The sequence below is a fragment of the Streptomyces sp. NPDC101181 genome (genome assembly GCF_044767975.1).
Lineage (GTDB): Bacteria > Actinomycetota > Actinomycetes > Streptomycetales > Streptomycetaceae > Streptomyces.
Genome location: NZ_JBIWOX010000002.1, coordinates 287,557 through 310,479, shown reverse-complemented (window position 1 = coordinate 310,479; position 22,923 = coordinate 287,557). Strand labels below are relative to the sequence as shown.

General features: G+C 73.3%; 22 protein-coding genes. 11 read left to right on the top strand and 11 right to left on the bottom strand.

Going from position 1 to position 22,923, the window contains the following annotated elements; translation table 11 throughout:
- Positions 1-62 precede the first annotated feature (62 nt).
- The 4 genes from ACIRRU_RS05025 to ACIRRU_RS05010 all read right to left on the bottom strand — a co-directional run bounded on the left by ACIRRU_RS05025 (position 63) and on the right by ACIRRU_RS05010 (position 5,571).
- Positions 63-1,670, bottom strand: a complete 1,608-nt coding sequence (locus ACIRRU_RS05025) for an acyl-CoA carboxylase subunit beta (RefSeq protein ID WP_403676257.1) — start codon at positions 1,668-1,670, stop codon at positions 63-65.
- Complete coding sequence (locus ACIRRU_RS05020) at positions 1,667-3,520, bottom strand: acyclic terpene utilization AtuA family protein (protein ID WP_403676254.1); 1,854 nt, start codon at positions 3,518-3,520, stop codon at positions 1,667-1,669. The genes ACIRRU_RS05025 and ACIRRU_RS05020 overlap by 4 nt, the downstream gene beginning before the upstream one ends.
- A complete protein-coding gene (locus ACIRRU_RS05015; protein ID WP_403676251.1) occupies positions 3,517-4,431 on the bottom strand; it encodes a TIGR03084 family metal-binding protein in 915 nt (304 codons plus the stop codon). Before ACIRRU_RS05015 ends, ACIRRU_RS05020 begins: the two co-directional genes overlap by 4 nt.
- 150 nt (positions 4,432-4,581) lie before the next feature.
- Positions 4,582-5,571 carry an EamA family transporter gene (locus ACIRRU_RS05010; RefSeq protein ID WP_403676248.1) on the bottom strand — a complete coding sequence of 330 codons (990 nt, stop codon included), beginning with the start codon at positions 5,569-5,571 and terminating at the stop codon, positions 4,582-4,584.
- A 195-nt stretch (positions 5,572-5,766) separates the two neighbouring features.
- Between ACIRRU_RS05010 and ACIRRU_RS05005 the strand changes: the two genes are divergently transcribed.
- Positions 5,767-6,696, top strand: coding sequence for a LysR family transcriptional regulator (locus ACIRRU_RS05005; RefSeq protein WP_403676245.1), 930 nt, complete (start codon positions 5,767-5,769; stop codon positions 6,694-6,696).
- Here ACIRRU_RS05005 and ACIRRU_RS05000 read toward each other — a convergent pair.
- Positions 6,689-9,580, bottom strand: coding sequence for an FAD-binding and (Fe-S)-binding domain-containing protein (locus ACIRRU_RS05000; protein WP_403676242.1), 2,892 nt, complete (start codon positions 9,578-9,580; stop codon positions 6,689-6,691). The genes ACIRRU_RS05005 and ACIRRU_RS05000 overlap by 8 nt on opposite strands.
- Before the next feature lie 359 nt (positions 9,581-9,939).
- Between ACIRRU_RS05000 and ACIRRU_RS04995 the strand changes: the two genes are divergently transcribed.
- The 8 genes from ACIRRU_RS04995 (at position 9,940) to ACIRRU_RS04960 (ending at position 17,719) form a co-directional block, all read left to right on the top strand.
- Positions 9,940-11,658, top strand: coding sequence for an ATP-binding protein (locus tag ACIRRU_RS04995; protein ID WP_403676239.1), 1,719 nt, complete (start codon positions 9,940-9,942; stop codon positions 11,656-11,658).
- Complete coding sequence (locus tag ACIRRU_RS04990) at positions 11,655-12,077, top strand: roadblock/LC7 domain-containing protein (protein WP_363200366.1); 423 nt, start codon at positions 11,655-11,657, stop codon at positions 12,075-12,077. Before ACIRRU_RS04995 ends, ACIRRU_RS04990 begins: the two co-directional genes overlap by 4 nt.
- On the top strand, positions 12,074-12,445 hold the full coding sequence (locus tag ACIRRU_RS04985) for a DUF742 domain-containing protein (RefSeq protein ID WP_363200365.1): 372 nt from the start codon (positions 12,074-12,076) through the stop codon (positions 12,443-12,445). The genes ACIRRU_RS04990 and ACIRRU_RS04985 overlap by 4 nt, the downstream gene beginning before the upstream one ends.
- The gene (locus tag ACIRRU_RS04980) at positions 12,426-13,103 is read left to right on the top strand and encodes a GTP-binding protein (protein WP_403676235.1); all 678 of its coding nucleotides are present in this window, start codon (positions 12,426-12,428) and stop codon (positions 13,101-13,103) included. The genes ACIRRU_RS04985 and ACIRRU_RS04980 overlap by 20 nt, the downstream gene beginning before the upstream one ends.
- Before the next feature lie 182 nt (positions 13,104-13,285).
- Positions 13,286-14,503, top strand: coding sequence for a cytochrome P450 (locus ACIRRU_RS04975; protein ID WP_403676998.1), 1,218 nt, complete (start codon positions 13,286-13,288; stop codon positions 14,501-14,503).
- A complete protein-coding gene (locus tag ACIRRU_RS04970; RefSeq protein WP_403676232.1) occupies positions 14,500-15,732 on the top strand; it encodes a cytochrome P450 in 1,233 nt (410 codons plus the stop codon). Before ACIRRU_RS04975 ends, ACIRRU_RS04970 begins: the two co-directional genes overlap by 4 nt.
- A gap of 96 nt (positions 15,733-15,828) precedes the next feature.
- Positions 15,829-16,947 (top strand): phosphoserine transaminase, encoded by a 1,119-nt coding sequence (gene serC, locus ACIRRU_RS04965; RefSeq protein ID WP_403676229.1) that lies wholly within the window; start codon positions 15,829-15,831, stop codon positions 16,945-16,947.
- A 160-nt stretch (positions 16,948-17,107) separates the two neighbouring features.
- The gene (locus tag ACIRRU_RS04960; protein ID WP_403676226.1) at positions 17,108-17,719 is read left to right on the top strand and encodes a Uma2 family endonuclease; all 612 of its coding nucleotides are present in this window, start codon (positions 17,108-17,110) and stop codon (positions 17,717-17,719) included.
- A 13-nt stretch (positions 17,720-17,732) separates the two neighbouring features.
- On the opposite strand, the gene ACIRRU_RS04955 is transcribed toward ACIRRU_RS04960, so the two are convergent.
- From ACIRRU_RS04955 to ACIRRU_RS04935, 5 genes are all read right to left on the bottom strand, one after another.
- Positions 17,733-18,146 carry a DUF4259 domain-containing protein gene (locus ACIRRU_RS04955; RefSeq protein ID WP_403676223.1) on the bottom strand — a complete coding sequence of 138 codons (414 nt, stop codon included), beginning with the start codon at positions 18,144-18,146 and terminating at the stop codon, positions 17,733-17,735.
- Between the two features lie 65 nt (positions 18,147-18,211).
- On the bottom strand, positions 18,212-18,925 hold the full coding sequence (locus ACIRRU_RS04950; protein ID WP_403676220.1) for a class I SAM-dependent methyltransferase: 714 nt from the start codon (positions 18,923-18,925) through the stop codon (positions 18,212-18,214).
- A 273-nt stretch (positions 18,926-19,198) separates the two neighbouring features.
- Complete coding sequence (locus ACIRRU_RS04945) at positions 19,199-19,459, bottom strand: (4Fe-4S)-binding protein (RefSeq protein ID WP_363200359.1); 261 nt, start codon at positions 19,457-19,459, stop codon at positions 19,199-19,201.
- Positions 19,460-19,491: 32 nt separating this feature from the next.
- Positions 19,492-19,800 (bottom strand): GNAT family N-acetyltransferase, encoded by a 309-nt coding sequence (locus ACIRRU_RS04940; RefSeq protein WP_363200358.1) that lies wholly within the window; start codon positions 19,798-19,800, stop codon positions 19,492-19,494.
- Between the two features lie 242 nt (positions 19,801-20,042).
- Positions 20,043-20,696 (bottom strand): hydrolase, encoded by a 654-nt coding sequence (locus ACIRRU_RS04935; RefSeq protein ID WP_403676217.1) that lies wholly within the window; start codon positions 20,694-20,696, stop codon positions 20,043-20,045.
- A gap of 169 nt (positions 20,697-20,865) precedes the next feature.
- On the opposite strand from ACIRRU_RS04935, the gene ACIRRU_RS04930 reads away from it, so the two are divergent.
- Entirely contained in the window at positions 20,866-21,330 is a 465-nt protein-coding gene (locus tag ACIRRU_RS04930; RefSeq protein ID WP_403676213.1) for a MarR family winged helix-turn-helix transcriptional regulator, read from the top strand.
- Here the strand turns inward: ACIRRU_RS04930 and ACIRRU_RS04925 are convergent.
- Positions 21,302-21,841: a GNAT family N-acetyltransferase gene (locus ACIRRU_RS04925; protein ID WP_403676210.1), complete on the bottom strand. Its 540-nt coding sequence runs from the start codon at positions 21,839-21,841 to the stop codon at positions 21,302-21,304. The genes ACIRRU_RS04930 and ACIRRU_RS04925 overlap by 29 nt on opposite strands.
- Positions 21,842-21,941: 100 nt before the next feature.
- Between ACIRRU_RS04925 and ACIRRU_RS04920 the strand changes: the two genes are divergently transcribed.
- Positions 21,942-22,754 carry a TetR/AcrR family transcriptional regulator gene (locus ACIRRU_RS04920; protein WP_403676207.1) on the top strand — a complete coding sequence of 271 codons (813 nt, stop codon included), beginning with the start codon at positions 21,942-21,944 and terminating at the stop codon, positions 22,752-22,754.
- Positions 22,755-22,923: the final 169 nt, after the last annotated feature.

Below are 22,923 nucleotides of genomic sequence, written 5' to 3'. Positions count from 1 at the left end.
GGCGCCGCGCAGGTCATATGGGCCTCTCGGCCTCGTGGGCCTCCTGGCCTCCTCGTGGGCGGTCACATCCGGAAGACGCCGAAGCCGCCGCGGGCGCCCTCGACCGGTGCGGTGTGGATCGCGGACAGGCACATCCCGAGGACGGTGCGGGTGTCACGCGGGTCGATGACCCCGTCGTCGTACAGCCGTCCCGACAGGAACATCGGCAGCGACTCCGCCTCGATCTGCTGCTCCACCATGGCGCGCAGTCCGGCGTCCGCCTCGTCGTCGTACGGCTGCCCCTTCGCGGCGGCCGACGCGCGGGCGACGATGGACAGGACGCCCGCGAGCTGCTGCGGGCCCATGACGGCGGACTTGCTGCTGGGCCAGGCGAAGAGGAAGCGCGGATCGTAGGCGCGGCCGCACATGCCGTAGTGCCCGGCCCCGTACGAGGCCCCCATCAGCACGGACAGGTGGGGGACGCGGGAGTTGGCCACCGCGTTGATCATCATCGCGCCGTGCTTGATGATGCCGCCCTGCTCGTACTCCTTGCCGACCATGTAGCCGGTGGTGTTGTGGAGGAACAGGAGCGGGATGTCCCGCTGGTTGGCCAACTGGATGAACTGGGCGGCCTTCTGCGACTCCTCGCTGAACAGCACTCCCTGGGCGTTGGCGAGGATGCCGACCGGATAGCCGTGCAACCGGGCCCAGCCCGTCACCAGGCTCGTCCCGTACAGCGGCTTGAACGGGTCGAAGTCCGAGCCGTCGACCAGCCGGGCGATCACCTCGCGCGGGTCGAAGGGCACCTTCAGATCGCCGGGGACGATCCCGAGCAGCTCGTCCTCGTCGTACGCGGGCGGCTCGGCCGGGTCCGGATCGGTGTGCGCCTTGCGCCAGTTGAGCCGTGAGATGATCCGGCGCGCCTGCCGGATCGCGTCGTGCTCGTCCACGGCGAAGTGGTCGGCGAGCCCCGACGTCCGGGCGTGCATCGCGGCCCCGCCGAGGGACTCGTCGTCGCTCTCCTCGCCGGTCGCCATCTTCACCAGCGGCGGCCCGCCGAGGAACACCTTGGACTGCTCCTTGATCATCACGGTGTGATCGGACATGCCGGGGACGTACGCGCCTCCGGCGGTGGAGTTGCCGAACACGACGGCCACGGTGGGGATTCCGGCCGCGGAGAGCCGGGTGATGTCGCGGAACAGCGCCCCGCCCGGGACGAAGATCTCCTTCTGGGACGGCAGGTCCGCCCCGCCCGACTCCACCAGGCTCACGCAGGGCAGCCGGTTGGCGAAGGCGATCTCGTTGGCGCGCAGGGCCTTCTTCAGCGTCCACGGATTCGACGCCCCGCCGCGTACGGTCGGATCGTTGGCGGTGATCAGGCACTCCACGCCCGCCACCACCCCGATCCCGGTGACGAGCGAGGCCCCGACGGTGTACGCGGGGGAGGCGCTGCCCCAGGCGGCCAGTGGCGACAGCTCCAGGAACGGGGTGTCCGGGTCGACCAGCAGTTCGATCCGCTCCCGGGCCGGGAGCTTGCCGCGCCCCCGGTGGCGGGTCACGTACTTCTCACCGCCGCCCGCGAGCGCCTTGGCGTGCTCGGTCTCCAGCTCGGCGAGCCGGTCCAGCATGGTGGCCCGGTTCTCGCCGTACTCCGGGCTGGCGGTGTCGAGCGCGGTGGGCAGGACGGTCATGCGGTCACCTCCGGGTGCGAGTCGTCCTCCGACGGCCGGACACGCTCCGCCCGTACCGGAGCGGGGTCTTCCGTCCGTACGCCCGGGGCGTCCTCCGTCGGTCCCGGCGGCGTGTTCTCCAGCAGCGCCACGGGAATGGGCAGCCACCGCGACCGCAGCCACTCCCCCACCGCCTTCGCCTGCGGATCGAACCGCGCCTGCGCCGCGACCCCCTCCCCCAGCAGGCCGCCGACGGTGAAGTTCAGGGCCCTCAGGTGGGGCAGGACATGGCGTACGATGGTCAAGTCGGCTGTTTCCGGCAGGAGTTCCCGGAAGCGCCGCACGGTCAGTTCGTGCGCCAGCCACCGCCACGCGTCGTCGTCGCGGACCCAGACGCCCACGTTGGCGTCACCGCCCTTGTCGCCGCTGCGGGCACCCGCGACGAGCCCGAGCGGAGCGCGGCGGGTCGGCCCGCCGTCGGGGTACGGATCGGGGAGCCGCGGCATTGCGACCTCCGCCAACTCCCGTGTTTCAGGCGGCGGTTCGATGACCGTACGCCTTCGGTCCGGGAGGACGGCGGTGTGCTCGACGTCCTTTGCCGGTACGTGGATCGCCTCGAACACCCCGTAGGGCGCGCCCTTTCCGGGCGGGGCGGTGAGGTGGAAGCCGGGGTAGCTGCCGAGGGCCAGTTCGACGGCCGCCCCGGAGACGGCCCGGCCGACCGCTTCGGCGTCCTGGTCGCGGACGACGAGCCGCAGCAGGGCGCTGGCCCGCTCCTCGGTGTCCGCGTCGGGGCGGTCCGTACGGACCAGCTCCCAGCGGACCTCGGCGGGCGGGCGGCCGCCGGCGCGTTCCAGGGCGTCCACGAGCTGGGCCTTCACCAGGTCGGCCTTGGCCTCGACGTCGAGACCGGTGAGGACGAAGACGACCTCGTTGCGCCAGCCGCCGAGCCGGGTGAGCCCGGCCTTGAGGGTCGGCGGCGGCGCCTCGCCGCGTACGCCGTGGACGCGGACCCGGTCGGGGCCGTCGGGCGTGAGGCGTACGGTGTCGAGGCGGGCGGTGACGTCGGGGCCCGGGTACCGGGCGCCCCCGGTCTCGTACAGGAGTTGGGCGGTGACGGTGGAGAGGTCGACGACCCCGCCCGTGCCGTCGTGCTTGGTGATGACGGACGAGCCGTCGGCGTGGATCTCGGCGAGCGGGAAGCCGGGGCGGCGCACGTCGTGCTCCCCGAAGAAGGCGTAGTTCCCGCCGGTGGCCTGCGTACCGCACTCCAGCACATGCCCGGCGACCACGGCCCCCGCGAGCGCGTCCAGGTCGCCGGGGCCCCAGCCGAAGTGGGCGGCGGCGGGGCCGGTGACGAGGGCCGCGTCGGTGACCCGGCCGGTGACGACGATGTCCGCCCCCGCCCGCAGACAGGCGGCGATCCCGGCGCCGCCGAGGTAGGCGTTGGCGGTGAGGAACCCGTCCGGCACCGGCAGGCTGTCGCCCTCGACATGCGCGACGCGTACGGAGACCCCGACCTTGTCCGCCAACTCCCGCACAGCATCCGCCAGTCCGGCCGGGTTGAGGCCCCCCGCGTTGGTGACGATCTTCACCCCGCGCTCCTGGGCCAGGCCGAGCCCTTCCTCCAACTGCCGCAGGAAGGTGGTCGCGTACCCCTTCGTGGGGTCCTTGAGGCGGCCACGCCCGAGGATGAGCAGGGTCAGCTCGGCGAGGTAGTCGCCGGTGAGGACGTCGAGGGGGCCGCCGGTCAGCATCTCGCGGACGGCGTCGAAGCGGTCGCCGTAGAAGCCGGAGGCGTTGCCGATACGGAGGACGGGTGCGGGCGTGGGGGCGGTGGCCACGGGGGTGGCGGCGGGTGCGGTGTTCACCGGTGGCCCTCCTGTCCGGGGTGCCGGCGGCCGTCCTGTCCGCGGTGCTGGTGGCCGTCCTGTCCGGAGTGCCGGTGGCCGTCCTGTCCGGAGTGCCGGTGGCCGTCCTGCGCTGGGTGCCGTGCCGCGCGGGGTGTCCGGCCCGGTCCGGGCGGTCCGGCGAAGGCCTGGGCGATGGAGAGCCACTGGTCGGCTTCGGGCCCCTCGGCGGTCACGGCGAGATCGTCGCGGTGGGCGCGCTGGGTGACCAGCAGGCAGAAGTCGAGGAGGGGACCGGTGACCCACTGGGCGGCGCTTTCGGGGCCGTAGGCGATCATCTCGCCGTCGGGGGTGTGGAGTTCGACGCGGAACACGTCCTCGGGCGGGGTGATGCCGCGCACCCCGTAGGCGTAGTCGCGGGCCCGGACGCCGATCCGCGCCACGTGCCGCAGGCGGGCGGAGGGGCCGCGGTCCACCCCGAGGGCGTCGGCGACGTCCTGGCCGTGGGCCCAGGTCTCCATCAGCCGGGCGGTCGCCAGGGACGCGACGCTCATCGGGGGCCCGTACCAGGGGATCCGGGCGCCTTCCGGCGCGCTCCGCAGCACCTCCTCCAGCCGTCGCCGCCCCTCCCGCCACCGGGCGAGCAGGGCGTTTGGGGCATGCGCTGCGACCAGCCCGTCGGCGGCCTCGTCGACGAAGGTCTCGGGGGCGGCCAGCGCCTTGGCCACCTCGCCGCCGAACCGTTCGGGTTCGGTCGCGGCCAGCAGCGCGACCCCGTCGGTCCAGGCGAGATGGGCGATCTGGTGGGCGACGGTCCACCGCTCGGCGGGCGTGGGCCCGTACCAGGCCGCACCGTCCAACACCCGGACCAGCGCGTCGAGTTCCTCGCTCTCCTCGCGCAGATCATCGATCACGGCTACGACAGCGGACACATGCGCTCCCCTCGGGACCGGGTGTGGTGCCCAGGATCATGGCAGCGCTCCGAGAAACAATCAAGCACGCTTGCATGATTTTCCGCCCGCAGGATGCGGTCGCCGGCGCCTGAGGCCGGGACGGGCCGCCTCGCCCCGTAGCGCCGCCGCCTACCCCTCGCGCAACGGTTCCGACCGGGAGCGGCTGCGTACCGCGCCCATGCTCGCGCCGATGACCAGAGCGATGGCGAGGGCGTCCGTGACGGACAGGGCCTGGCTCAGGACGAGGAAGCCCGCGGCGGCCGCGATCGCCGGCTCCAGGCTCATCATCACGGCGAACGTGGAGGCGGGCAGGCGGCGCAGGGCCATGAGCTCCAGGGTGTACGGGAGGACCGAGCTGAGGAGCGCCACCGCCGCGCCGAGCGCCACGGTGGAGGGGACCGTCAGCTTCGCCCCCGACTCCCAGATGCCCAGGGGCAGGGAGAGGACCGCGGCAACCACCATCGCCAGGGCCAGGCCGTCCGCCTGCGGGAAACGGCGGCCGGTGCGGGCGCTGAAGACGATGTACGCCGCCCACATCGCCCCGGCCGCCAGGGCGTAGGCCGCGCCGACCGGGTCCAGGCGGTCGAAGCCTCCGCCGCCCAGCAGGACGACGCCGACGAGAGCGAGCCCGGCCCACAGGACGTTGATCAGGCGGCGGGAGACGAAGACGGAGAGGGCGAGCGGGCCGAGCACCTCCAGGGTGACGGCGATACCCAGCGGGATGCGGTCCAGCGCCTGGTAGAAGAGCGTGTTCATGCCGCCCATGGCGACACCGAAGGCGAGGACCGTCCCCCAGTCGGCGCGCGAGTGGCCCCGCAGCTTCGGCCGGCAGACCACCAGCAGGATCAGCGCGGCGGCCACCAGCCGGAGGGTGACCACGCCCAGCGCGCCCGCCTTCGGCATGAGCAGCGCCGCGACCGCCGAGCCGAACTGCACGGACAGGCCGCCCGCGACGACCAGCGCCACCGGGACGAGCGCCGCCCGGCGGTCGGCCCTGGTCCCGCGCCCCCCGGCAGGCGCGCCCGTCTCCGTGCCCGCCTCCTCCAGTGCCGTCACCGCTTCGGGTACGGCGACGGCCGCTGCGGCCGGTTCGGCGGCGGCGTCGCGCTGCTCGTTCACGGAAACCTTCCAGGGGGCGGGAGGGGACTGGGGTGAGGCAAGGACGGGGGGCGTGTATGACGACCGGGGAAGTGCAATGCAGTGCACCGGACAGTACGGCATACCGCACTTTGCCGCCAGGGCTTTCCTCTCACCGTAAAGACCTCTCGCGCCTCCCGTGAAATGCCGATCACGCTCCCGTTATGCTCCGCGTGCATGAACCCGGATCCCGCCGCCGGTCCCTCCGGCCCGACCGGCCGCCCCGTCGAGCTGCGCCACCTGCGGGCCTTCCTCGCCGTCGCGGAGGAGCTGAACGTCGCCCGCGCCGCCGCCCGCCTGCGCCTCACCCAGCCCGCCGTCTCCCGCACCCTCGCCGCCCTGGAGCGGCATCTGGGCGTCCGGCTCGTCGACCGCTCGACCCACCACCTCGCCCTCACCCCCGAGGGCGTCGCCTTCCGCGACAAGGCGACCGCGGCGGTCGCCGCCTTCGACGAGGCGCTCGACTCCGGGCGGCTGCGCCGGTGGCCGCTGCGGCTCGGGCACGCCTGGTCGGCGTTCGGGCCGTACACCACACCGCTGCTGCGGACCTGGCAGGAGCGCCACCCCCGGACCCCGCTGGAACTCCTGCGGATCGACGACCGCACCGCCGGGCTGACCCGCGGCGAGGTCGACGCCGCACTGCTGCGGGGCCCGGTGGACGCGCCGGGGCTCGTCACCGAGGTGCTGTTCACCGAGGTGCGGGTGGCAGCGGTCACCGCGGACGGGCCGCTGGCCGGACGCGCCTCACTGGCCCTCGCCGATCTCGCGGACGGCCCCATCGTCCTGAACACCGTCTCCGGCACCACCACGACCGACCTGTGGCCGCCGCACTCCCGGCCCGCCGCCACCCTCACCGTCGGCAACACCGACGACTGGCTCACCGCCATCGCCGCCGGACGCGGCAGCGGGGTGTCCACCGCCTCCACCGTGGACATGCACCCGCACACCGGCGTCGCCTACGTCCCGCTCGACGACGCCCCCGGCGTCCCGGTCCTCCTCGCCCGCCGCGACGCACCCGGTCACCCGGCCCTGCCCGAACTGGCGGCCCTGGCACGGGAGATCGTCGCCCGGGGCACGGACCACCGCACCCCGGGGCCCGCTATGTGAGGGCTTCCGCGATCACCTCCGCCAGGTGCCGGGCCCGGCGCCCCGCCAGCTGGTCGAGCTGCGTACGGCAGGAGAAGCCGTCCGCGAGGACTTCCGCCCCGGGCCCCGACTCGCGGACGGACGGCAGGAGTTGTTCCTGCGCGCAGGCCACGGACACCTCCCAGCGCCCCTGCTCGAAGCCGAAGTTCCCGGCCAGTCCGCAGCAGCCTCCGCTGAGTTCCCCGGTGAGCCCCATCCGCTCGCGCAGCCGCCGGTCCGCCCCGTCGCCGAGGACCGCGTGCTGGTGGCAGTGGGTCTGACCGACGACGGGCCGGTCCACGCGGGGCGGTGTCCAGCCGGGGGCGTACTCCTCCAGGTACTCCGCGAACGTGCGTACGGCACCGGCCAGTTCGGCCGCGCGCGGGTCGTCGGGGAGGAGGTCCGGCAGGTCGGTGCGGAGGGTGGCGGCGCAGCTCGGTTCCAGGACGACGACCGGTTCGCCGGGGGCCAGGTCCAGCCGATCCAGGGTGCGGCGCATCACCCGGCGGGCCGCGTTCAGCTGGCCGGTGGAGACATACGTGAGGCCGCAGCACACCCCGCGCGGATGCGGCCGCACCCTGCGGCCGGTCGCCTCTTCGAGGACCCGGACCGCCGCCCGGCCCACCTGGGGCGACAGGTGCTCGGTGAAGGTGTCCGCCCACAGGCGCACCGCCCGGTCCGGGGGCAGGACGCGCGCCCCGCCGTCCTGCCGGGCCCGCAGCCAGCGGCCGTAGGTCGTCGTCGCCAGGGGCGGGAGGGTCCGCTCGGGTGCGATCCCCGCCAGCCGTTTCGCGAGGGCGGCCAACGGGCCCATCCGCGCAAGGGCGTTGAGCGGGCGGGCGAAGGGGGCGGCCAGGCGCAGCCAGCGGGGCAGGCGGCCGAGCGCGTAGTGGGCGGCGGGGCGGAGCCTGCCCCGGTAGTGGTGGTGCAGGAACTCCGCCTTGTACGTGGCCATGTCGACGCCGACCGGGCAGTCGCTGCGGCAGCCCTTGCAGGAGAGGCAGAGGTCGAGCGCGTCCCGCACCTCGGCGCTTCGCCAGCCGTCCGTGATCACCTCGCCCGCGAGCATCTCGTGCAGCAGCCGGGCCCGGCCCCGCGTGGAGTGGGCCTCCTCGCCCGTCACCCGGTAGGACGGGCACATCACACCCGCCCCGGTCGTCTCCGTCGTACGGCACTTGGCGACGCCCACGCAGCGGCGGACCGCGCCCGTGAAGTCGCCGCCGTCGCGCGGGTAGCCGAACGCCACGTCCACCGGGCGCTTCGGGAGGACCGCGAAGCGCAGATTCGCGTCCAGGCGGTCGGGGCGGACCAGCATCCCCGGGTTCAGGCCGCCGTCCGGGTCCCACAGGTCCTTGAACCGGCCGAAGAGAGCGACGAGTTCGTCCCCGTACATCCGGGGCAGCAGCTCCGCGCGGGCCTGCCCGTCGCCGTGTTCGCCGCTGAGGGAGCCGCCGTGCGCGACGACCAGGTCGGCCGTCTCCTCGGAGAACCGGCGGAACCGGGCCACCCCCGCCTCGGTGAGCAGGTCGAAGTCGATACGGACGTGGACGCAGCCCTCACCGAAGTGGCCGTAGGGCGTGCCGCGCAGACCGTGCTCGGCGAGCAGCGCCCGGAAGTCGCGCAGGTACGCGCCGAGCCGCGCGGGCGGCACCGCGCAGTCCTCCCAGCCGGGCCAGGCCTCACTCCCGTCCGGCATCCGGGTCGCGGTCCCGGCGGCGTCCTCGCGGATGCGCCACAGGGCCCGCTGCCCGGCCGGGTCGGTGACGACCGCCCCGTCCACGGCCCCGGCCGCCCGCAGGACGCGGGCGGCGTGGGCGCGGGCCTCGGCCGGGGTGGCGCCGCCCGTCTCGACGAACAGCCAGGCGCCCCCGCGCGGCAGCGGACCGGCCGGTTCGCGCACCAGGTCGGCGGCCATGCCCTCGACGGTGAGCGGCCCGTACGGGAGGAGGCCCGGCGCGGCCTCGGCGGCGGCGGACTCGTCGGCGTACCCGAGGACGGCCAGGGCGCGGGCGGCCGGGGCCTCGACCAGGCGGACCGTCGCCTCGGTGACCACGCCCAGGGTGCCCTCGCTGCCGCAGAACGCCCGGACCGGGTCGGGGCCGCCGGGGTGTTCGGGGAGCAGCGCGTCCAGCGCGTAGCCGGAGATGCGGCGCGGGAGGTCGGGGTAGCCGGTGCGGAGGAGGGCGAGGTGCGCGGCGACCAGCGCCCGGACGCCCTCGGGGCCCTCCCCGCCGCCACCGCCTCGCGCCAGGCGCAGCGTCTCACCGCCGTAGCGGACCACCTCCAGCGCCGTCACGTTGTCGGCGGTCGTGCCCCAGGCCACCGAGTGCGCGCCGCAGGAGTTGTTCCCGATCATGCCGCCGAGGGTGCAGCGGCTGTGGGTGGACGGGTCGGGGCCGAAGGTGAGCCCGTGGGGGGCGGCGGCCGCCCGCAGGTCGTCCAGGACGACGCCGGGCCCGACGACGGCGGTGCGCGCGGCCGGGTCCACGTCGAGGACGGCGTCCAGATGGCGGGTGAGGTCGAGCACCAGGCCGGACCCGGTGGCCTGCCCGGCGATGGACGTGCCGCCGCCGCGCGGGACGACGGGCACTCCGTGCTCCCGGCAGACGGCCAGGGCGGCCGCCACGTCGTCGGCGTCGCGCGGGGCCAGCACTCCCAGGGGGACGCGGCGGTAGTTGGAGGCGTCCATCGTCGCCAGGGCGCGCGCGGCGGGCCCGAAGTCGCTCCCCCCGCGCACGGCGGAGCGGAGCGCCCGGACGAAGGCGGGCGACGGTCCGGCGAGGGGGTGGGACGGCCCGGTGGCGGGGCTGGATGGTCCGGTGGCGGGGTGGGATGGTCCGGTATGCGGGCGGTGCTGTTCGGCCATGGCTTCAGGATGCCGTCGGTCCAGATGAACTCTTGGGATGTGGACGGTCAAACACGGGCAAGCGGCACAAAAAACCCCAGAAGTTCTTCCCAAACAGACTGTCAAGTCTCCTATAGTGACCAAGACTTGAGCAGGAATTGTCAGCTCCAGTTGTGCATGATCGTCCTCTCGATGGCGAACTGTCCGGATTCGACCGGGGCGGTTCCCCCTTCGCTCCACCGGCTCGATTTGGCACCATCGGTTCGACCGCGTACCACCGGCTCGACCGCGCACCACCCGGCTCCATCCCGCTCCACCGCGTACCACCGGCTCCACCCGGTTCCACCTCGTCCCGCACCGTCCGCCACCGAGGACTCCGATTGCGCCCCTCACTCCGGCCCACCGCACTCGCCCTGCTGATCTCGGCAGCCGTAACCGGCGCGCCCGCCCTGTGGGCCGTCGCCGCGGCCCCCCAAGCGGTACGGACCCCGCTGGCGTGGGGCGCCGGAGCCGCCGCCGTCCTGCTGAGCGTCTGTGTGGCCGTCACCGTCCACACCCTGCGCTCCGCGCGGAACCTGCGCGCCCTGCGGGCCGCCGACTCCCAGCGGTTCACCGCCGAGACCTCGCGCCTGGTCTCCGCCTCCGCCGCCGAGGCCCAGCGCTTCACGGCGGAGAGCGCCCGGATCAAGGCCGTCGCCTCCGCCGAGACCGCCCGGGTCGCCGCCGACGCCCGCGCCGAGAACGAGCGGATCACCGCGGAGGCCGGTACCGAGCAGGCCCGCCTCGCCGTCACCGTCGACCGGCTGACCGCCCGCGCCACCCGCGCCGAGACCGAGCGCTCCGCGGCCGTCGCCGCCTGCGCCAACGCGGCCGGGCGGATGCAGGCCCTGGCCACCAGCATGCTGGCCGACCTGCGCGAGATGGAGCACCGGCACACCGACGAGTCCGTGCTCGGGGACCTGCTGTACCTGGACCACCGCACCGCCCAGGCGGGCCGGCTCGCCGACTCCATCGCCGTGCTGACCGGGGCGCGCTCCGGCCGCCGCTGGGCCAAGCCGATCGTGATGGAGTCGATCCTGCGCGGCGCGATGGGCCGGATCGGCAGCTATCAGCGGGTCCGCCTGCACTCCACCAGCGATGTCGCGATCGCCGGTCACGCGGCCGAGGGCGTCATGCACGCGCTCGCCGAACTCCTCGACAACGCGGCCAACTTCTCGCCGCCCACCGCCGAGGTGCACGTGTACGTGGAGGAGGTCCCGGCGGGCATCGTCATCACCGTCGAGGACAGCGGGCTCGTCATGAGCGAGGTGCAGTTGCGCCGCGCCGAGAAGGCCGTCGCCGCCGACAACCAGGACCTCACCAACCTGTCCGGCACCCGGCTGGGCCTCGCCGTCGTCGGCCGACTGGCCCGTAAGCACGGGCTGACCGTCTCGTTCCGGCCGTCCGCGCGCGGCGGCACCGGCGCGCTGATGATGCTCCCCCAGGACCTCATCGCCCGGACGCCCGCGACGCCTGCCGTCCCCGCGACGCCTGCGGCCCCGGCGGCCTCCGCGGCCCCGGCGAACGCGCTCCCGGCCGCCCAGCCCCGCACCGGGATCCCGGCCGCCGCCGCGCCTGCCGTACCCGCCGTCCCCGTCGAACCGGAGCCCGCCCACGCCGCGGCCGACCACACGGACACGGGCACCCCCGGCGCGCTCCCGGCGGCCCGGACCTCCCCGGACAACGGCACCGGCACCGGCTCCAGCACGGGCGCCTTCTCCGGCACCGGAGCCGGAACCGGCGTCGGCACCGGCGCTGGAACGGACACCGGCGCCGGTCACATGCCCGCTTCCCGGGTTCCGGCAGCTCCCGGGGCGGAGGCGGAGCCCGCGTCCGAATCCACCGGCAGCGTCCCCACGTTCGGCGAGAGCGGGCTCCCCAAGCGCCGCCGCGGCCGCACCCTGGCCGCCGCCGAAGCCCGTAACGGCAACGCCTCCCCCGGCGGAGCCGACACCCCCCAGGCCCGTACCACCGACCCGAAGGTCCAGGCAGCGCGCTTCAGCACCTTCAGCCGGGCCGTACGTGCCAACTCCCCGAACCCGGAGGGCAACACCCGATGACCGCGACCACCGACGAGAAGCTCAACTGGCTGCTGGAGGGGCTGCTCGACCGCACCCCCGGCACCCGCCACGCCCTCGTCCTCTCCCGCGACGGCCTCAAGCTGTGCCGCACCCCCGAACTCTCCGTGGACCAGGCCGACCAGCTGGCCGCGATCTCCGCCGGCATCCAGAGCCTCTCGCACGGCGCGTCCATCGAGTTCGGCGACGGCACCGGCGGCGTACGGTCCGCGATGGCCGAGTTCTACGGCGGCGTGCTGTTCATCGTCGAGGCGGGCGCCGGAGCCCACCTGGCCGTCGTCGCCGACGAGGACTCCGACGTGGGCCTGGTGGGCCACAACATGAGCGAACTGGTCGAACAGCTCGGCGAACACCTGGTCGCCCCGCCGCGCACACCCGCGGCAGAGGGTCCGGCCCTATGACGACGGCGCCCCGCCCCCGCCCGGGGCGCGACGACGATCCGGACCGGCTGTACACCCTCACCGGGGGACGCAGCCGTTCCGACTCGGCCGCCTTCGACCTGGTTACCCTGGTCGTCGCCGAGTGCGATCCGGCCCCCGGCATGCAGTCGGAGCACGTCGCGATCCTGCGGATGTGCCAGGCTCCGACCGCCGTTGTCGAGATATCCGCGAGCCTGAACCTGCCGGTCAGCATCGTGCGCATCATGCTGTGCGATCTGCTGGACACCGGCCGGGTCAGCGCCCGCCACCCCCGTACAGCCCGTGTCGCGGACCGGCTCCCCGACCCCGACATCCTGGAACAGGTGCTCGTTGGACTCCGCAACCTCTGACCGCCCCGCCGCCTCGGGCCGCGCCGCCCTGAGCGACACCGCCGACAACGGACTGAAGATCGTTGTGGTGGGCGGCTTCGGCGTCGGCAAGACCACCATGGTCCGATCCGTGAGCGAGATCCGTCCGCTCAACACGGAGGAGACGATGACCCGCGCGGGCGAGGCCGTCGACCACCTCGACGGCGTCCAGTCCAAGACGTCCACCACCGTGGCGTTCGACTTCGGCCGCATCACGCTCGACGCGCGTTCGGTGCTGTACCTCTTCGGCGCGCCCGGCCAGGAACGCTTCTGGTTCCTGTGGGACCGCCTGTTCTCCGGCACCCTCGGGGCGGTCGTCCTGGTCGACACCCGCCGCCTCGCCGACTCCTGGTACGCCATCGACCGGCTGGAGCACCACGGCACCCCGTTCATCGTCGCGTGCAACGACTTCGGCGGGCCGCTCCACAGCGAGCAGCAGATCCGTGAGGCCCTGGACCTCTCGGACGACGTGCCGCTGGTGGAGTGCGACGCCCGGGACCGGTCCTCCAGCAAGTACGTGCTGATCACGCTCGTCGAGCACCTCGCCGAACTCTCCGCCGCCCGTATGCGTGCCGCCGGGGCGAACGCCCCCGAAGCGGCGCTGGCGGCGGCCGCCCCGACCCCGGAGCCCGCCCCGTGACCACTGCCTCCGGAACCGCCGACGCCCCCGGCACGAGCGGAACCGCCGCCGACGTCCCCGGCACGGCCGGAACCGCCGCCGCCGGGACTGCCGGACCCGTCGACGTACCCGGCCCCGCCGACGCCCCCGCAGCAGCCGCGACCGCTGTCTCCGGCTGCCCCGTCACCCACGGGTCCGTCCCGCTGTCCGGGCCCCGCTTCCAGAGCGACCCCGTCCAGCTCTACCGGGACATGCGGCGCGACCACGGCGCCGTCGCCCCGGTCGTCCTGCACGGCGACGTCCCCGCCTGGCTGGTCCTCGGCTACCGCGAACTCCACCAGGTCACCGGCGACCCGGCCCTCTTCAGCCGGGACTCCGAGCTGTGGAACCAGTGGGACCGCATCCCCGACGACTGGCCGCTGCTGCCGATGATCGGACGCGGTCAGCCCTCGATCCTCTACACGGTCGGGGAACGCCACAGCGTCCGGGCCATGATGATCAGCAACGCGCTGGAGGGCGTCGACCCCTTCTCCCTCAAGCGGTACGCGGAGGAGTTCGCGGACGAGCTGATCGACCGGTTCTGCACCCGGGGTTCGGTCGACATCATCGCCGCGTACGCGAAGCTGCTGCCCGCCCTCGTACTGGCCAGGATCTACGGCTTCTCCGACGAAGAGGCCCACCCGCTGGTCGGCGCGATCAACGACCTGATCGACGGCGGAGAGCGGGCGCTGGCCGGACAGCAGCACCTGGGGACCTCGATGTTCCGGCTGCTGGCGGACAAGCACGCCCGGCCCGGCGACGACGTGGCCACCCGGATGCTCGCCGACCCCGGCGGCTTCACCGACGAGGAGGTCGTCCAGGACCTCATGGTGATGATGGCGGCCGGACACCAGCCGACCGCCGACTGGATGGGCAACTCGCTGCGCCTGATGCTCACCGACGACCGGTTCGCCGCCTCCCTCTCCGGCGGCCGGCACAGCGTCGCGGAGGCCATGAACGAGGTGCTCTGGGAGGACACCCCGACGCAGAACGTGGCGGGCCGCTGGGCCTCCCGCGACACCCACCTCGGCGGCCGCCACATCCGCTCCGGCGACCTGCTGCTCCTCGGCCTCGCCGCCGCCAACGGCGACCCGCAGGTGCGGACCGACGGCTCGTCGCTGACCGGCGGCAACAACGCCTTCCTCTCCTTCGGCCACGGCGAGCACCGCTGCCCCTTCCCGGCCCAGGAGACCGCCGAGGTCGTCGCCCGTACCGGCATCGAGGTCCTGCTCGACCGGCTGCCGGACGTGGACCTCGCCGTCCCCGCCGAGCAGCTCACCCGCCGCCCCTCGCCGTGGCTGCGCGGACTGACGGACCTGCCGGTGACCTTCACACCCACACCCGCCCTCGGCAGACCCGCGAGCCACGGAGGCCCCGCATGACCCGCATCGCGCTCGACCCGTTCGTCAGAGACCTCGACGGCGAGGGGGCCGCGCTGCGGGCCGCCGGTCCGCTGGCGGAGGTGGAGCTGCCGGGCGGTGTACACGTGTACGCGGTTACCCGCCACGCGGAGGCCCGCGCGCTGCTCACCGACAGCCGGGTGGTCAAGGACATCAACGTCTGGACCGCCTGGCAGCGCGGCGAGATACCGATGGACTGGCCGCTGATCGGCCTGGTCAACCCGGGGCGCTCGATGCTGACGGTCGACGGGGCCGACCACCGCCGGCTCCGTACGCTGGTGGCGCAGGCGCTGACCGTACGCCGGGTGGAGCGGCTGCGCGCCGGGATCCAGGCACTGACGGACGCGAGCCTGGAGAGGCTGGCCGCCCTGCCCGCCGGAGAGCCGGTGGACCTGAAGGCGGAGTTCGCCTATCCGCTGCCCATGAACGTGATCAGCGAGCTGATGGGTGTGGACGCGGCGGACCACCCGCGGCTGAAGGAGCTGTTCGAGAAGTTCTTCTCGACGCAGACGCCGCCGGAGGAGGTCCCGCGGATGATGGCGGACCTGGGCGCGCTCTTCACGAAGATCGTCAACGACAAGCGGGCGAACCCCGGCGACGACCTGACCAGCGCGCTGATCGCGGCCTCCGAGAACGGTGACCACCTCACCGACGAGGAGATCGTCAACACGCTGCAACTGATCATCGCCGCCGGGCACGAGACCACGATCAGCCTGGTCGTCAACGCCGTCGAGGCGCTCCAGACCCACCCCGAGCAGCGCAAGAAGGTCCTGGGCGGGGAGATCGGGTGGGAGGGCGTGATCGAGGAGACGCTGCGCTGGAACACCCCGACCTCGCACGTCCTGATCCGCTTCGCGACCGAGGACATCGAGGTCGGCGACGCGGTGCTGCCGAAGGGCGAGGGCCTGATCGTCTCGTTCGGAGCGCTGGGCCGGGACGAGGAGCAACACGGGCCCACAGCGGGCGAGTTCGACGCCACCCGCAGCCCGAACCGGCACATCGCCTTCGGCCACGGCCCGCACGTCTGCCCCGGCGCGGCGCTGTCCCGCCTGGAGGCGGGCATCGCACTCCCGGCCCTCTACGAGCGGTTCCCCGAGCTGGAGTTGGCGGTCCCGGCGTCCGAGCTGCGCAACAAGCCGATCGTGACGCAGAACGACCTGCACGAGCTGCCCGTGAAACTGGGCTGCCCGTTCGGTCACGACGCCCCATAGCAGCTCCGCACCGGCCGCGTCCACGGGTCGGAGCAGGCGTCTCACCGGACGGACACGGCTACAAAGCCGTGCCACCGAGGGACTACGCTCCGACACGTGGCCGACATCCAGATTCCCGCTGACATCAAGCCCGCAGACGGACGCTTCGGCGCCGGTCCTTCCAAGGTGCGGACGGAGGCGCTCGACGCGCTGGCCGCCACCGGCACCTCTCTCCTCGGTACGTCCCACCGCCAGGCCCCGGTCAAGAACCTGGTCGGCGAGGTACGGGACGGCGTGCGCGCGCTCTTCTCCCTCCCCGAGGGATACGAGGTGATCCTCGGCAACGGCGGCTCCACCGCCTTCTGGGACATCGCGACGCACGGTCTGATCGAAACGAAGTCCCAGCACCTGAACTTCGGTGAGTTCTCCTCCAAGTTCGCCAAGGCCGCGAAGCTCGCGCCCTGGCTGTCCGACCCCACCGTCATCGCCTCCGACCCGGGCACCCACCCGGACCCGCGGGCCGAGGCGGGCGTCGACGTGTACGCCTTCACCCACAACGAGACCTCCACGGGTGTCGCGGCGCCGGTCAAGCGCGTCGCGGGCGCCGACGAGGGCGCACTCGTCCTGGTGGACGCCACCTCGGGCGCGGGCGGCCTGCCGGTCGACATCACCGAGTCCGACGTCTACTACTTCGCCCCGCAGAAGTCCTTCGCCTCCGACGGCGGCCTGTGGATCGGGGTGTTCTCCCCGGCCGCCCTGGAGCGCGCCGCCCGCATCCACGCCTCGGGCCGGCACGTCCCGGAGTTCTTCTCGCTGCCGACGGCGATCGACAACTCGCTGAAGAACCAGACGTACAACACCCCGGCGCTCGCCACCCTCTTCCTGCTGAACGAGCAGCTGAAGTGGATGAACACCCAGGGCGGCCTCGACTTCACGACGGGCCGCACCGCCGCTTCCTCGGGCCACCTCTACGGCTGGGCCGACGAGTCCAAGTACGCCACCCCCTTCGTCACGGACCCGGCGAAGCGCTCGCAGGTCATCGGCACGATCGACTTCGCGGACGAGATCGACGCGGCGGCCGTCGCCAAGGTGCTGCGCGCCAACGGCATCGTGGACACCGAGCCGTACCGCAAGCTCGGCCGCAACCAGCTGCGCGTGGCGATGTTCCCGGCGATCGACCCGGCGGACGTCCAGGCGCTGACGGCGTGCGTCGACTACGTGATCGAGAAGCTGTAGCCGCTCGGCTCTCCGCTTCCCGGGGACGGCCCGGCACCCCTCGTGGGTGCCGGGCCGTTTCTGCTTCACTCGACCGGGTGGCATATGCCAGGAGCGCGATCCTGAGCGGTTCCGCCCTACGATGATGCCCTCGACACCAGCCCATTCCAGGAGGCCCGCAATGTCTGCAGCAGCAGTCGAGCACCCCTGTGACGATGAGCCGGAAACTCTGCTGGAAACGGCCAACCGTCTCACCGAGCAGCTTCCGGGGCATCGCGTCGAGATCATCGGAGGCGTCATCACCGTGGCACCACCCGCGGACGGCCCGCACGCACGCGCGCTCACCAAGCTCATGCGCCCCTTCGTCTCCGCAGGTCTCGACGGCGGTGAGAGCGAAGTCCTCCAAGGCGTCGGCCTCTGGCTCCCAGGCGGCCCTCAGGACTTCGCGATCCCCGATCTGGCGATCGTCGACGCCGATTTCGACGAGCACCTGCGCGAGAACAACAGCTACGATCCAGCCTGCTTCCGCCTGGTGCTGGAGGTCACCTCCGGGAACTACCAGAACGACCTCCGCAACAAGGTCGCCGCCTACGCCCAGGCCAAGATCCCGGTCTACGTGATCGTCGACCGCCGGCACGACCGGGTCCACGTCCTGACCGAGCCGCTTCCCGACGGTTACGACCGGCACGAGGTCTACGCCCCCGGTCAGGCGGCCCCGCTGCCCGCGTCCATCGGCGGTGACGTCTCCCTGGACGTGGACGAGATCGTGCGCGCGGGCCGCCCGAAGCGCTGAGAGGGCCCGGAGGTCACTCCCCCGGCGTCCGGGCGAGCACCGCGCGCAGCGTGGCTATCCCCGCCAGCCACTCCTGGTCCGCCCCGGCGTCGGCCCACAGGTCCAGCGGCTCCGCGTTCTTCGCGGTGAGGCGGTCCAGGGCGCGGACGGCGAGTGGGCGGAGGTCCGCCGGGAGCGCGGGCAGGGGCTCCTTCGGGCCGTACGGCGTGGTGACGGGCTCACCGCCCGCGCACTGGGCGGCGACCAGCGCGGCGGCGGCCACCGCCTCCTCGCCGCCGTCCACGTAGTCCTCCGGCCCGGTCCCGGCGACCGTGGCCAGGACCTCCCGGAGCACGTCCGCCTTCTTCGCGGGCTCCGCGTCGTCGACCCGCCCTCCGAAGTCGGCCGCGGTGTCGTTGTCGAAGTGGCCGATGTCCCAGGCGCCCATGGTGTCCCCCTCAGTCCGAGCGCGCGGCCCCCCGCGCGCAACACGCTGTGCACGACCCGCCGTGCTCAGTCCGCCGTGTCGATGTCCCCATCCTCACAGCCACCACTGACAGTCGGCCTGCGCGCCAGCACGAACCCCTGCGGCGTCCGCTCCGGGAAGGGCCCGTCCGTCTCCCGCTCCCGACGGACCAGGGACCGCACCTCCAGGCCCGCCTCCCGCAGCAGCGAGGCCACCCGCTCCGGCTGCCGCCGGTGGAAGACGAGCGCGACCTCTTCGCCCAGCGCCTCCGTCAGCCGCAGCGGCTCGTCCCCCACCTGGAAGCCCAGCAGCACCGGGGCCCCCGGGGCCAGCACGCGATGGAACTCCGCGAAGGCGAGGGGCAGTTGCTCATCGGGGACGTGGATCGTGGAGTACCAGGCGAGCAGCCCGCCCAGCGACGCGTCCGCCGACGGGAGATCCAGGAGGGACCCCTCCTCGAAGCGCAGCCCCGGGTGGTCGCGCCGCGCCGCGGCCAGCATCCCCGGGGCGAGGTCGATCCCGAACACGTCGAGTCCCAGGCCCAGTCCGTGCAGAAACGCGGTGACCCGGCCCGTACCGCAGCCGGCATCGGCCAGCGGAAGCCCGCCGCCGTCCGCCGCCGCGAGTTCGGCGAAGGCGGTCAGCAGCCCGCGCTCCAGCGGCCTGGCCGCCAGTTCGTCGCGGGTCCAGCTCGCGTAGCCGTCGGCGATGGCGTCGTAGGAGTCCCGGGTGGTGCGCAGGAAGTCAGCTTCGGCGGTCATGGACCGGAACCCTAGAGGGTCCCGGTCCATGATCCGGCCCGGTCCATGCCCCGGCCCATGTCCGGTCCCCGGTACCGGACCCCCGGTACCGGACCCCCGCGGCACGGAGGGTGTCCAGGCCGCTGGACATCCGCGGGCTGTGCTGGACGCAGGGCTCGGCCCAGTAGCGGTCGAGCGCCGAGAGGTCCCTCTCCCCGAAGAGCTCCCGCATGGCGGTGAGGACGGTCCCGATGTCGCGCCGGGCCTGGTCCGCCGCGGGGAGTTCGCCTGCGGTCATGTCTCCTTGGTGCCGACGGGGGAAGAGTCCCCGCCCTCCGGACGTTCGTACCGCAGCGCACCCGAGGGGCAGCGCCGCACCACGTCCACCACGCGTCCGGCGTCGGCGGCGTCGGGCTGGATCCACGGGCGCCGGGCCGTGTCGAAGACCTCCGGCAGGCCGCGGACGCACTCCGCGGCGTGCCGGCACAGCGCGGCCTCGAAGGTCACGGTGACCGAGCGGCCCTCGTAGGACCTCCTCCCCGTACCGTTACTCATCTCCGCCTCCGTCACGGCCCTGCCCGGCCGTCTCAGTCACTGACCCTGCTGCGGGACTGGTACAGCAGGTCCTGGTAGTCGGGGTGCCGGGCGATCCACCCCGCGAAGAACGGGCAGGTGGGCAGCACCCACAACTTCGCGGCACGGGCCTCGTCGAGGGCGGTGCGCACCAGCGCGCCCCCGATCCCCTTGCCCTCGTAGGCGGGCGAGACCTCGGTGTGGACGAACGCGACGAGCTCCGGCGTACGGATATAGTCCGCGAAGCCCGCCAGCTCGGACTCTCCCTCGATCCGGGCCTCGTACCGCTTGGCGTCGGGAACGTCGTGCACTTCTACAGCCATGGGTCCTCCATCCGTCCTTTTTCCCGAGCCTAACCCCAACGAGGTTGATGCATCAACTTCCGGGGCGCACGGCATCCCCACCGTGCGCCCCGGAAGGGCGGACACCGCTGCCGACGCCCGGAGAAGTCCGACGCCGTCGTCAACGGCCTGAAAGGTCACGCACCGCCACCGACGGCTTCCGACAACCGCCGACGGGGGTGAAAGGTCTCGCGCCACCGCCGACAGCGGCCGACGCCAAGAGGTCAGGCGCCGCCGGTGGGCGTCGCGAGAAGCTGCTGCTCCCAGGCGTAGGCGACGCCGGAGGCCCCGGCGTGCTGGGCCTGGATCTCGGCCACGGCCGGCACGGTCTCCTCGCGGGCCCAGTCGCGCTGCCACTCGGCGAGCACGGCCACCCAGGTGATCGGCACGACACCCGCCTGGACCATGCGCCGCACGGCCATGTCGTGCGTCTCCACCGAAGCGCCGCCCGAGGCGTCGGTGACCGCGTAGACCTCGAACCCCTCGCCCGCCGCCTGTATCGCGGGCATCGCCAGGCAGACCTCCGTCCAGAGCCCGGCGAGGATCAGCTTCTTGCGCCCGGTCGCCTTGACGGCGTCGACGACGCGCTGGTCCTGCCAGGTGTTGACGAAGGTCCTGTTGATCGGCTTCTGCTCGGGGAACACGTCCTGGATCTGCTGGAGGATCAGACCGCCGCGCTCCTCGATGACGGTCGTCAGGATGGTCGGCACGTCGAACGCCTTGGCCGCCTTGCTGAGTCCGACGACGTTGTTGATGACCATCGTCGGCTCATGGCTGTTCAGGTTGGCGATCTGGAACGGCTGGTGGTCGATCAGCACCAGGACGCTCTCCTCGGGCGTCAGCAGCGCGTCGAGTCCGGCCTTGTTCTGGGTGCTCATGGAATTCCCCTCCGGAAGCTGTACGTCATTTGGTTGACGCGTCATCTACGTTAGGGCAGGGATCTTTGAAGCGTCAACTACCCTTCGGCGGAGCCGATTTGCCGGTGCGGAGAATCAGCCACCCCCACGGGATGGATGGGCCGCCGGGTGTCTCGCTAGGCTCCTTGCCATGAACGCAACGCCTCGCTGGCTGGCCCCGGAGCAGCAGGCCGCCTGGGACAGCTTCATCCGTATGCAGGAGAAGCTCATCGGACGCCTCTCCCGACGAGTCCAGGCCGACTCCCGCATGTCACCCGCCGACTATCTCGTCCTCGCCAAACTCACCGAGGCCGGCGGGCGGTTGCGCTTCATGGACCTGGCCAAGTCGGTGGAGTGGGAGAAGAGCCGCATGTCCCACCAGGTCGGCCGGATGACCAAGCGCGGACTCGTGACCAAGGAGGAGTGTCCCGACGACGGACGGGGCTCCTTCATCGTCGCCACCCCCGACGGCTACCAGGCCATCGAGAGCGCCGCGCCCGTCCACGTCGAACACGTCCGCCGGCTCTTCATCGACGCCCTCACCCAGGAGGATCTGGACACCCTCGCCCGGATCGCGAACCGCGTCCTCACTCACATGGAGAAGCAGCCGGACTGACCGGGCTCCCCGCCCAGCGCCGCTCGCCGTCCTCCCACTCCCCGGTGGGCGCGAGCCCGGCCGCCGCCGCCACCGCGGCCGAGGCGGTGTGGCCGGGGTGGATGTGGGCGACGAGCGTATGGACGTCCGCCGCGGCGGCCAGGTGCGCCGCCAGGCCCTTCGCCGCCTCGCTCGCGTAGCCCCGGCCCTGCCACGGGACCCCGACCACCCAGGCGATCTCCGCCCGCGGGCCCCGGACGGTGGCCTGGACGTACCCGGCGAGGCGACCCTCCGTACGGACCCGGAGCACCCAGTTCCACCACCGCTCCCCCGGGTCCGGCGAACCGGCGGCCTGCCGCTCGTACCGGGCCCGCAGCGCGACCGGGTCCGGCGGACCGCCCCCGGTGAACCCGTACAGCGCCGGGTCCGCGAGGACGGTGGCCATCTCGTCGGCGTGCGCCGGATCGAGGGGGAGCGCGTCCAGGCGCGCGGTGGTGAAGGCACGGGGCCCGAGCCCGGAGTTCGTCGGCACGGCACCGACCCTACGGGGTGCCGTCCGGACCCACCGACGCGCGCACCCATCGCCGCGTACGACGTACGCAGTTCTCCTTCCGGGCCATTACGCTGAGGTCATGACGAACGACGGAACGACGGCCGGGTCCGCGCCGAGGACGGACGGGACCGCCACCGGGAGCGGCGACATCGCCCGCAGCCTGGAGCTCCTGTGGGGCACCGCCGAGCGGCCAGGACGCGGCCCGAAACCGGGGCTCTCGCTGGACCGGATCGTCACCGCCGCCGTCGCCGTCGCAGACGCGGAGGGGCTGGCCGCCGTCTCGATGCGCCGCCTCTCCACCGAACTGGGCGCGGGCACGATGTCGCTCTACCGCTACGTCCCCGGCAAGGCGGAGCTGCTGGACCTGATGGTCGACCGCGTGCTCGGCGAACTCTTCGCCGACCACCCCGGCGCGCCCCCCGCCGACTGGCGCGAGGCGGTCGACCGGATGGCCCGCGGGCACCTGGACACCCTGCGCCGCCACCCCTGGCTGCTCAAGATCAACCAGGCCCGTACGGTGCTCGGCCCCAGCGGCCTGCGCGGACTGGAACTGGCGCTGAGCGGACTGCGCGGCATGGGCCTGCCGGACCCCGAGCTGATCGGCGTGATCATCGCGGTCAACAGCTTCGTCGAGGGCCTCGCCCGCACCCAGGCCGACGCGGCGGAGGCCAGGGCGCAGAACGGGCTGAGTGACGAGGAGTTCCGGGAGCGCCAGCGCCCCTACCTGGAGCGGGCCGTGCTCAGCGGGGCGTACCCGATGGTGGCGACACTGGCGGAGGACAGCTTCAGCCCCGCGTTCGACCCGTTCGAGTTCGGGCTCCAGCGGCTGATCGCGGGGTTCGACGCCCTGGTCGCGGAGCGGACCGCAGCGGGGCGGCACCACCGGAAGTGACAGCTCGTCCGGCAGGCGGTCAGCCCCCGAGCATCCGGCTGCCCGGTCAGCCCCCGACGCCGACCATCCGGCTGACCCGATCAGCCCCTGACCGTCCGGCCAGCCCGGTCAGCCGCCGACGCCGACCATCCGGCTGCCCGGCTTGCCCGGTCAGCCCCGCAGGCCCTCC

Bases quoted from the DNA above. Each gene is read 5' to 3' on its own strand.
- ACIRRU_RS05025 (WP_403676257.1), bottom strand. From the start codon at position 1,670: ATGACCGTCCTGCCCACCGCGCTCGACACCGCCAGCCCGGAGTACGGC.
- ACIRRU_RS05005 (WP_403676245.1), top strand. From the start codon at position 5,767: ATGAACCCGGATCCCGCCGCCGGTCCCTCCGGCCCGACCGGCCGCCCC.
- ACIRRU_RS05000 (WP_403676242.1), bottom strand. From the start codon at position 9,580: ATGGCCGAACAGCACCGCCCGCATACCGGACCATCCCACCCCGCCACC.
- ACIRRU_RS04990 (WP_363200366.1), top strand. From the start codon at position 11,655: ATGACCGCGACCACCGACGAGAAGCTCAACTGGCTGCTGGAGGGGCTG.
- ACIRRU_RS04985 (WP_363200365.1), top strand. From the start codon at position 12,074: ATGACGACGGCGCCCCGCCCCCGCCCGGGGCGCGACGACGATCCGGAC.
- ACIRRU_RS04970 (WP_403676232.1), top strand. From the start codon at position 14,500: ATGACCCGCATCGCGCTCGACCCGTTCGTCAGAGACCTCGACGGCGAG.
- ACIRRU_RS04960 (WP_403676226.1), top strand. From the start codon at position 17,108: ATGTCTGCAGCAGCAGTCGAGCACCCCTGTGACGATGAGCCGGAAACT.
- ACIRRU_RS04955 (WP_403676223.1), bottom strand. From the start codon at position 18,146: ATGGGCGCCTGGGACATCGGCCACTTCGACAACGACACCGCGGCCGAC.
- ACIRRU_RS04950 (WP_403676220.1), bottom strand. From the start codon at position 18,925: ATGACCGCCGAAGCTGACTTCCTGCGCACCACCCGGGACTCCTACGAC.
- ACIRRU_RS04945 (WP_363200359.1), bottom strand. From the start codon at position 19,459: ATGAGTAACGGTACGGGGAGGAGGTCCTACGAGGGCCGCTCGGTCACC.
- ACIRRU_RS04940 (WP_363200358.1), bottom strand. From the start codon at position 19,800: ATGGCTGTAGAAGTGCACGACGTTCCCGACGCCAAGCGGTACGAGGCC.
- ACIRRU_RS04935 (WP_403676217.1), bottom strand. From the start codon at position 20,696: ATGAGCACCCAGAACAAGGCCGGACTCGACGCGCTGCTGACGCCCGAG.
- ACIRRU_RS04930 (WP_403676213.1), top strand. From the start codon at position 20,866: ATGAACGCAACGCCTCGCTGGCTGGCCCCGGAGCAGCAGGCCGCCTGG.
- ACIRRU_RS04920 (WP_403676207.1), top strand. From the start codon at position 21,942: ATGACGAACGACGGAACGACGGCCGGGTCCGCGCCGAGGACGGACGGG.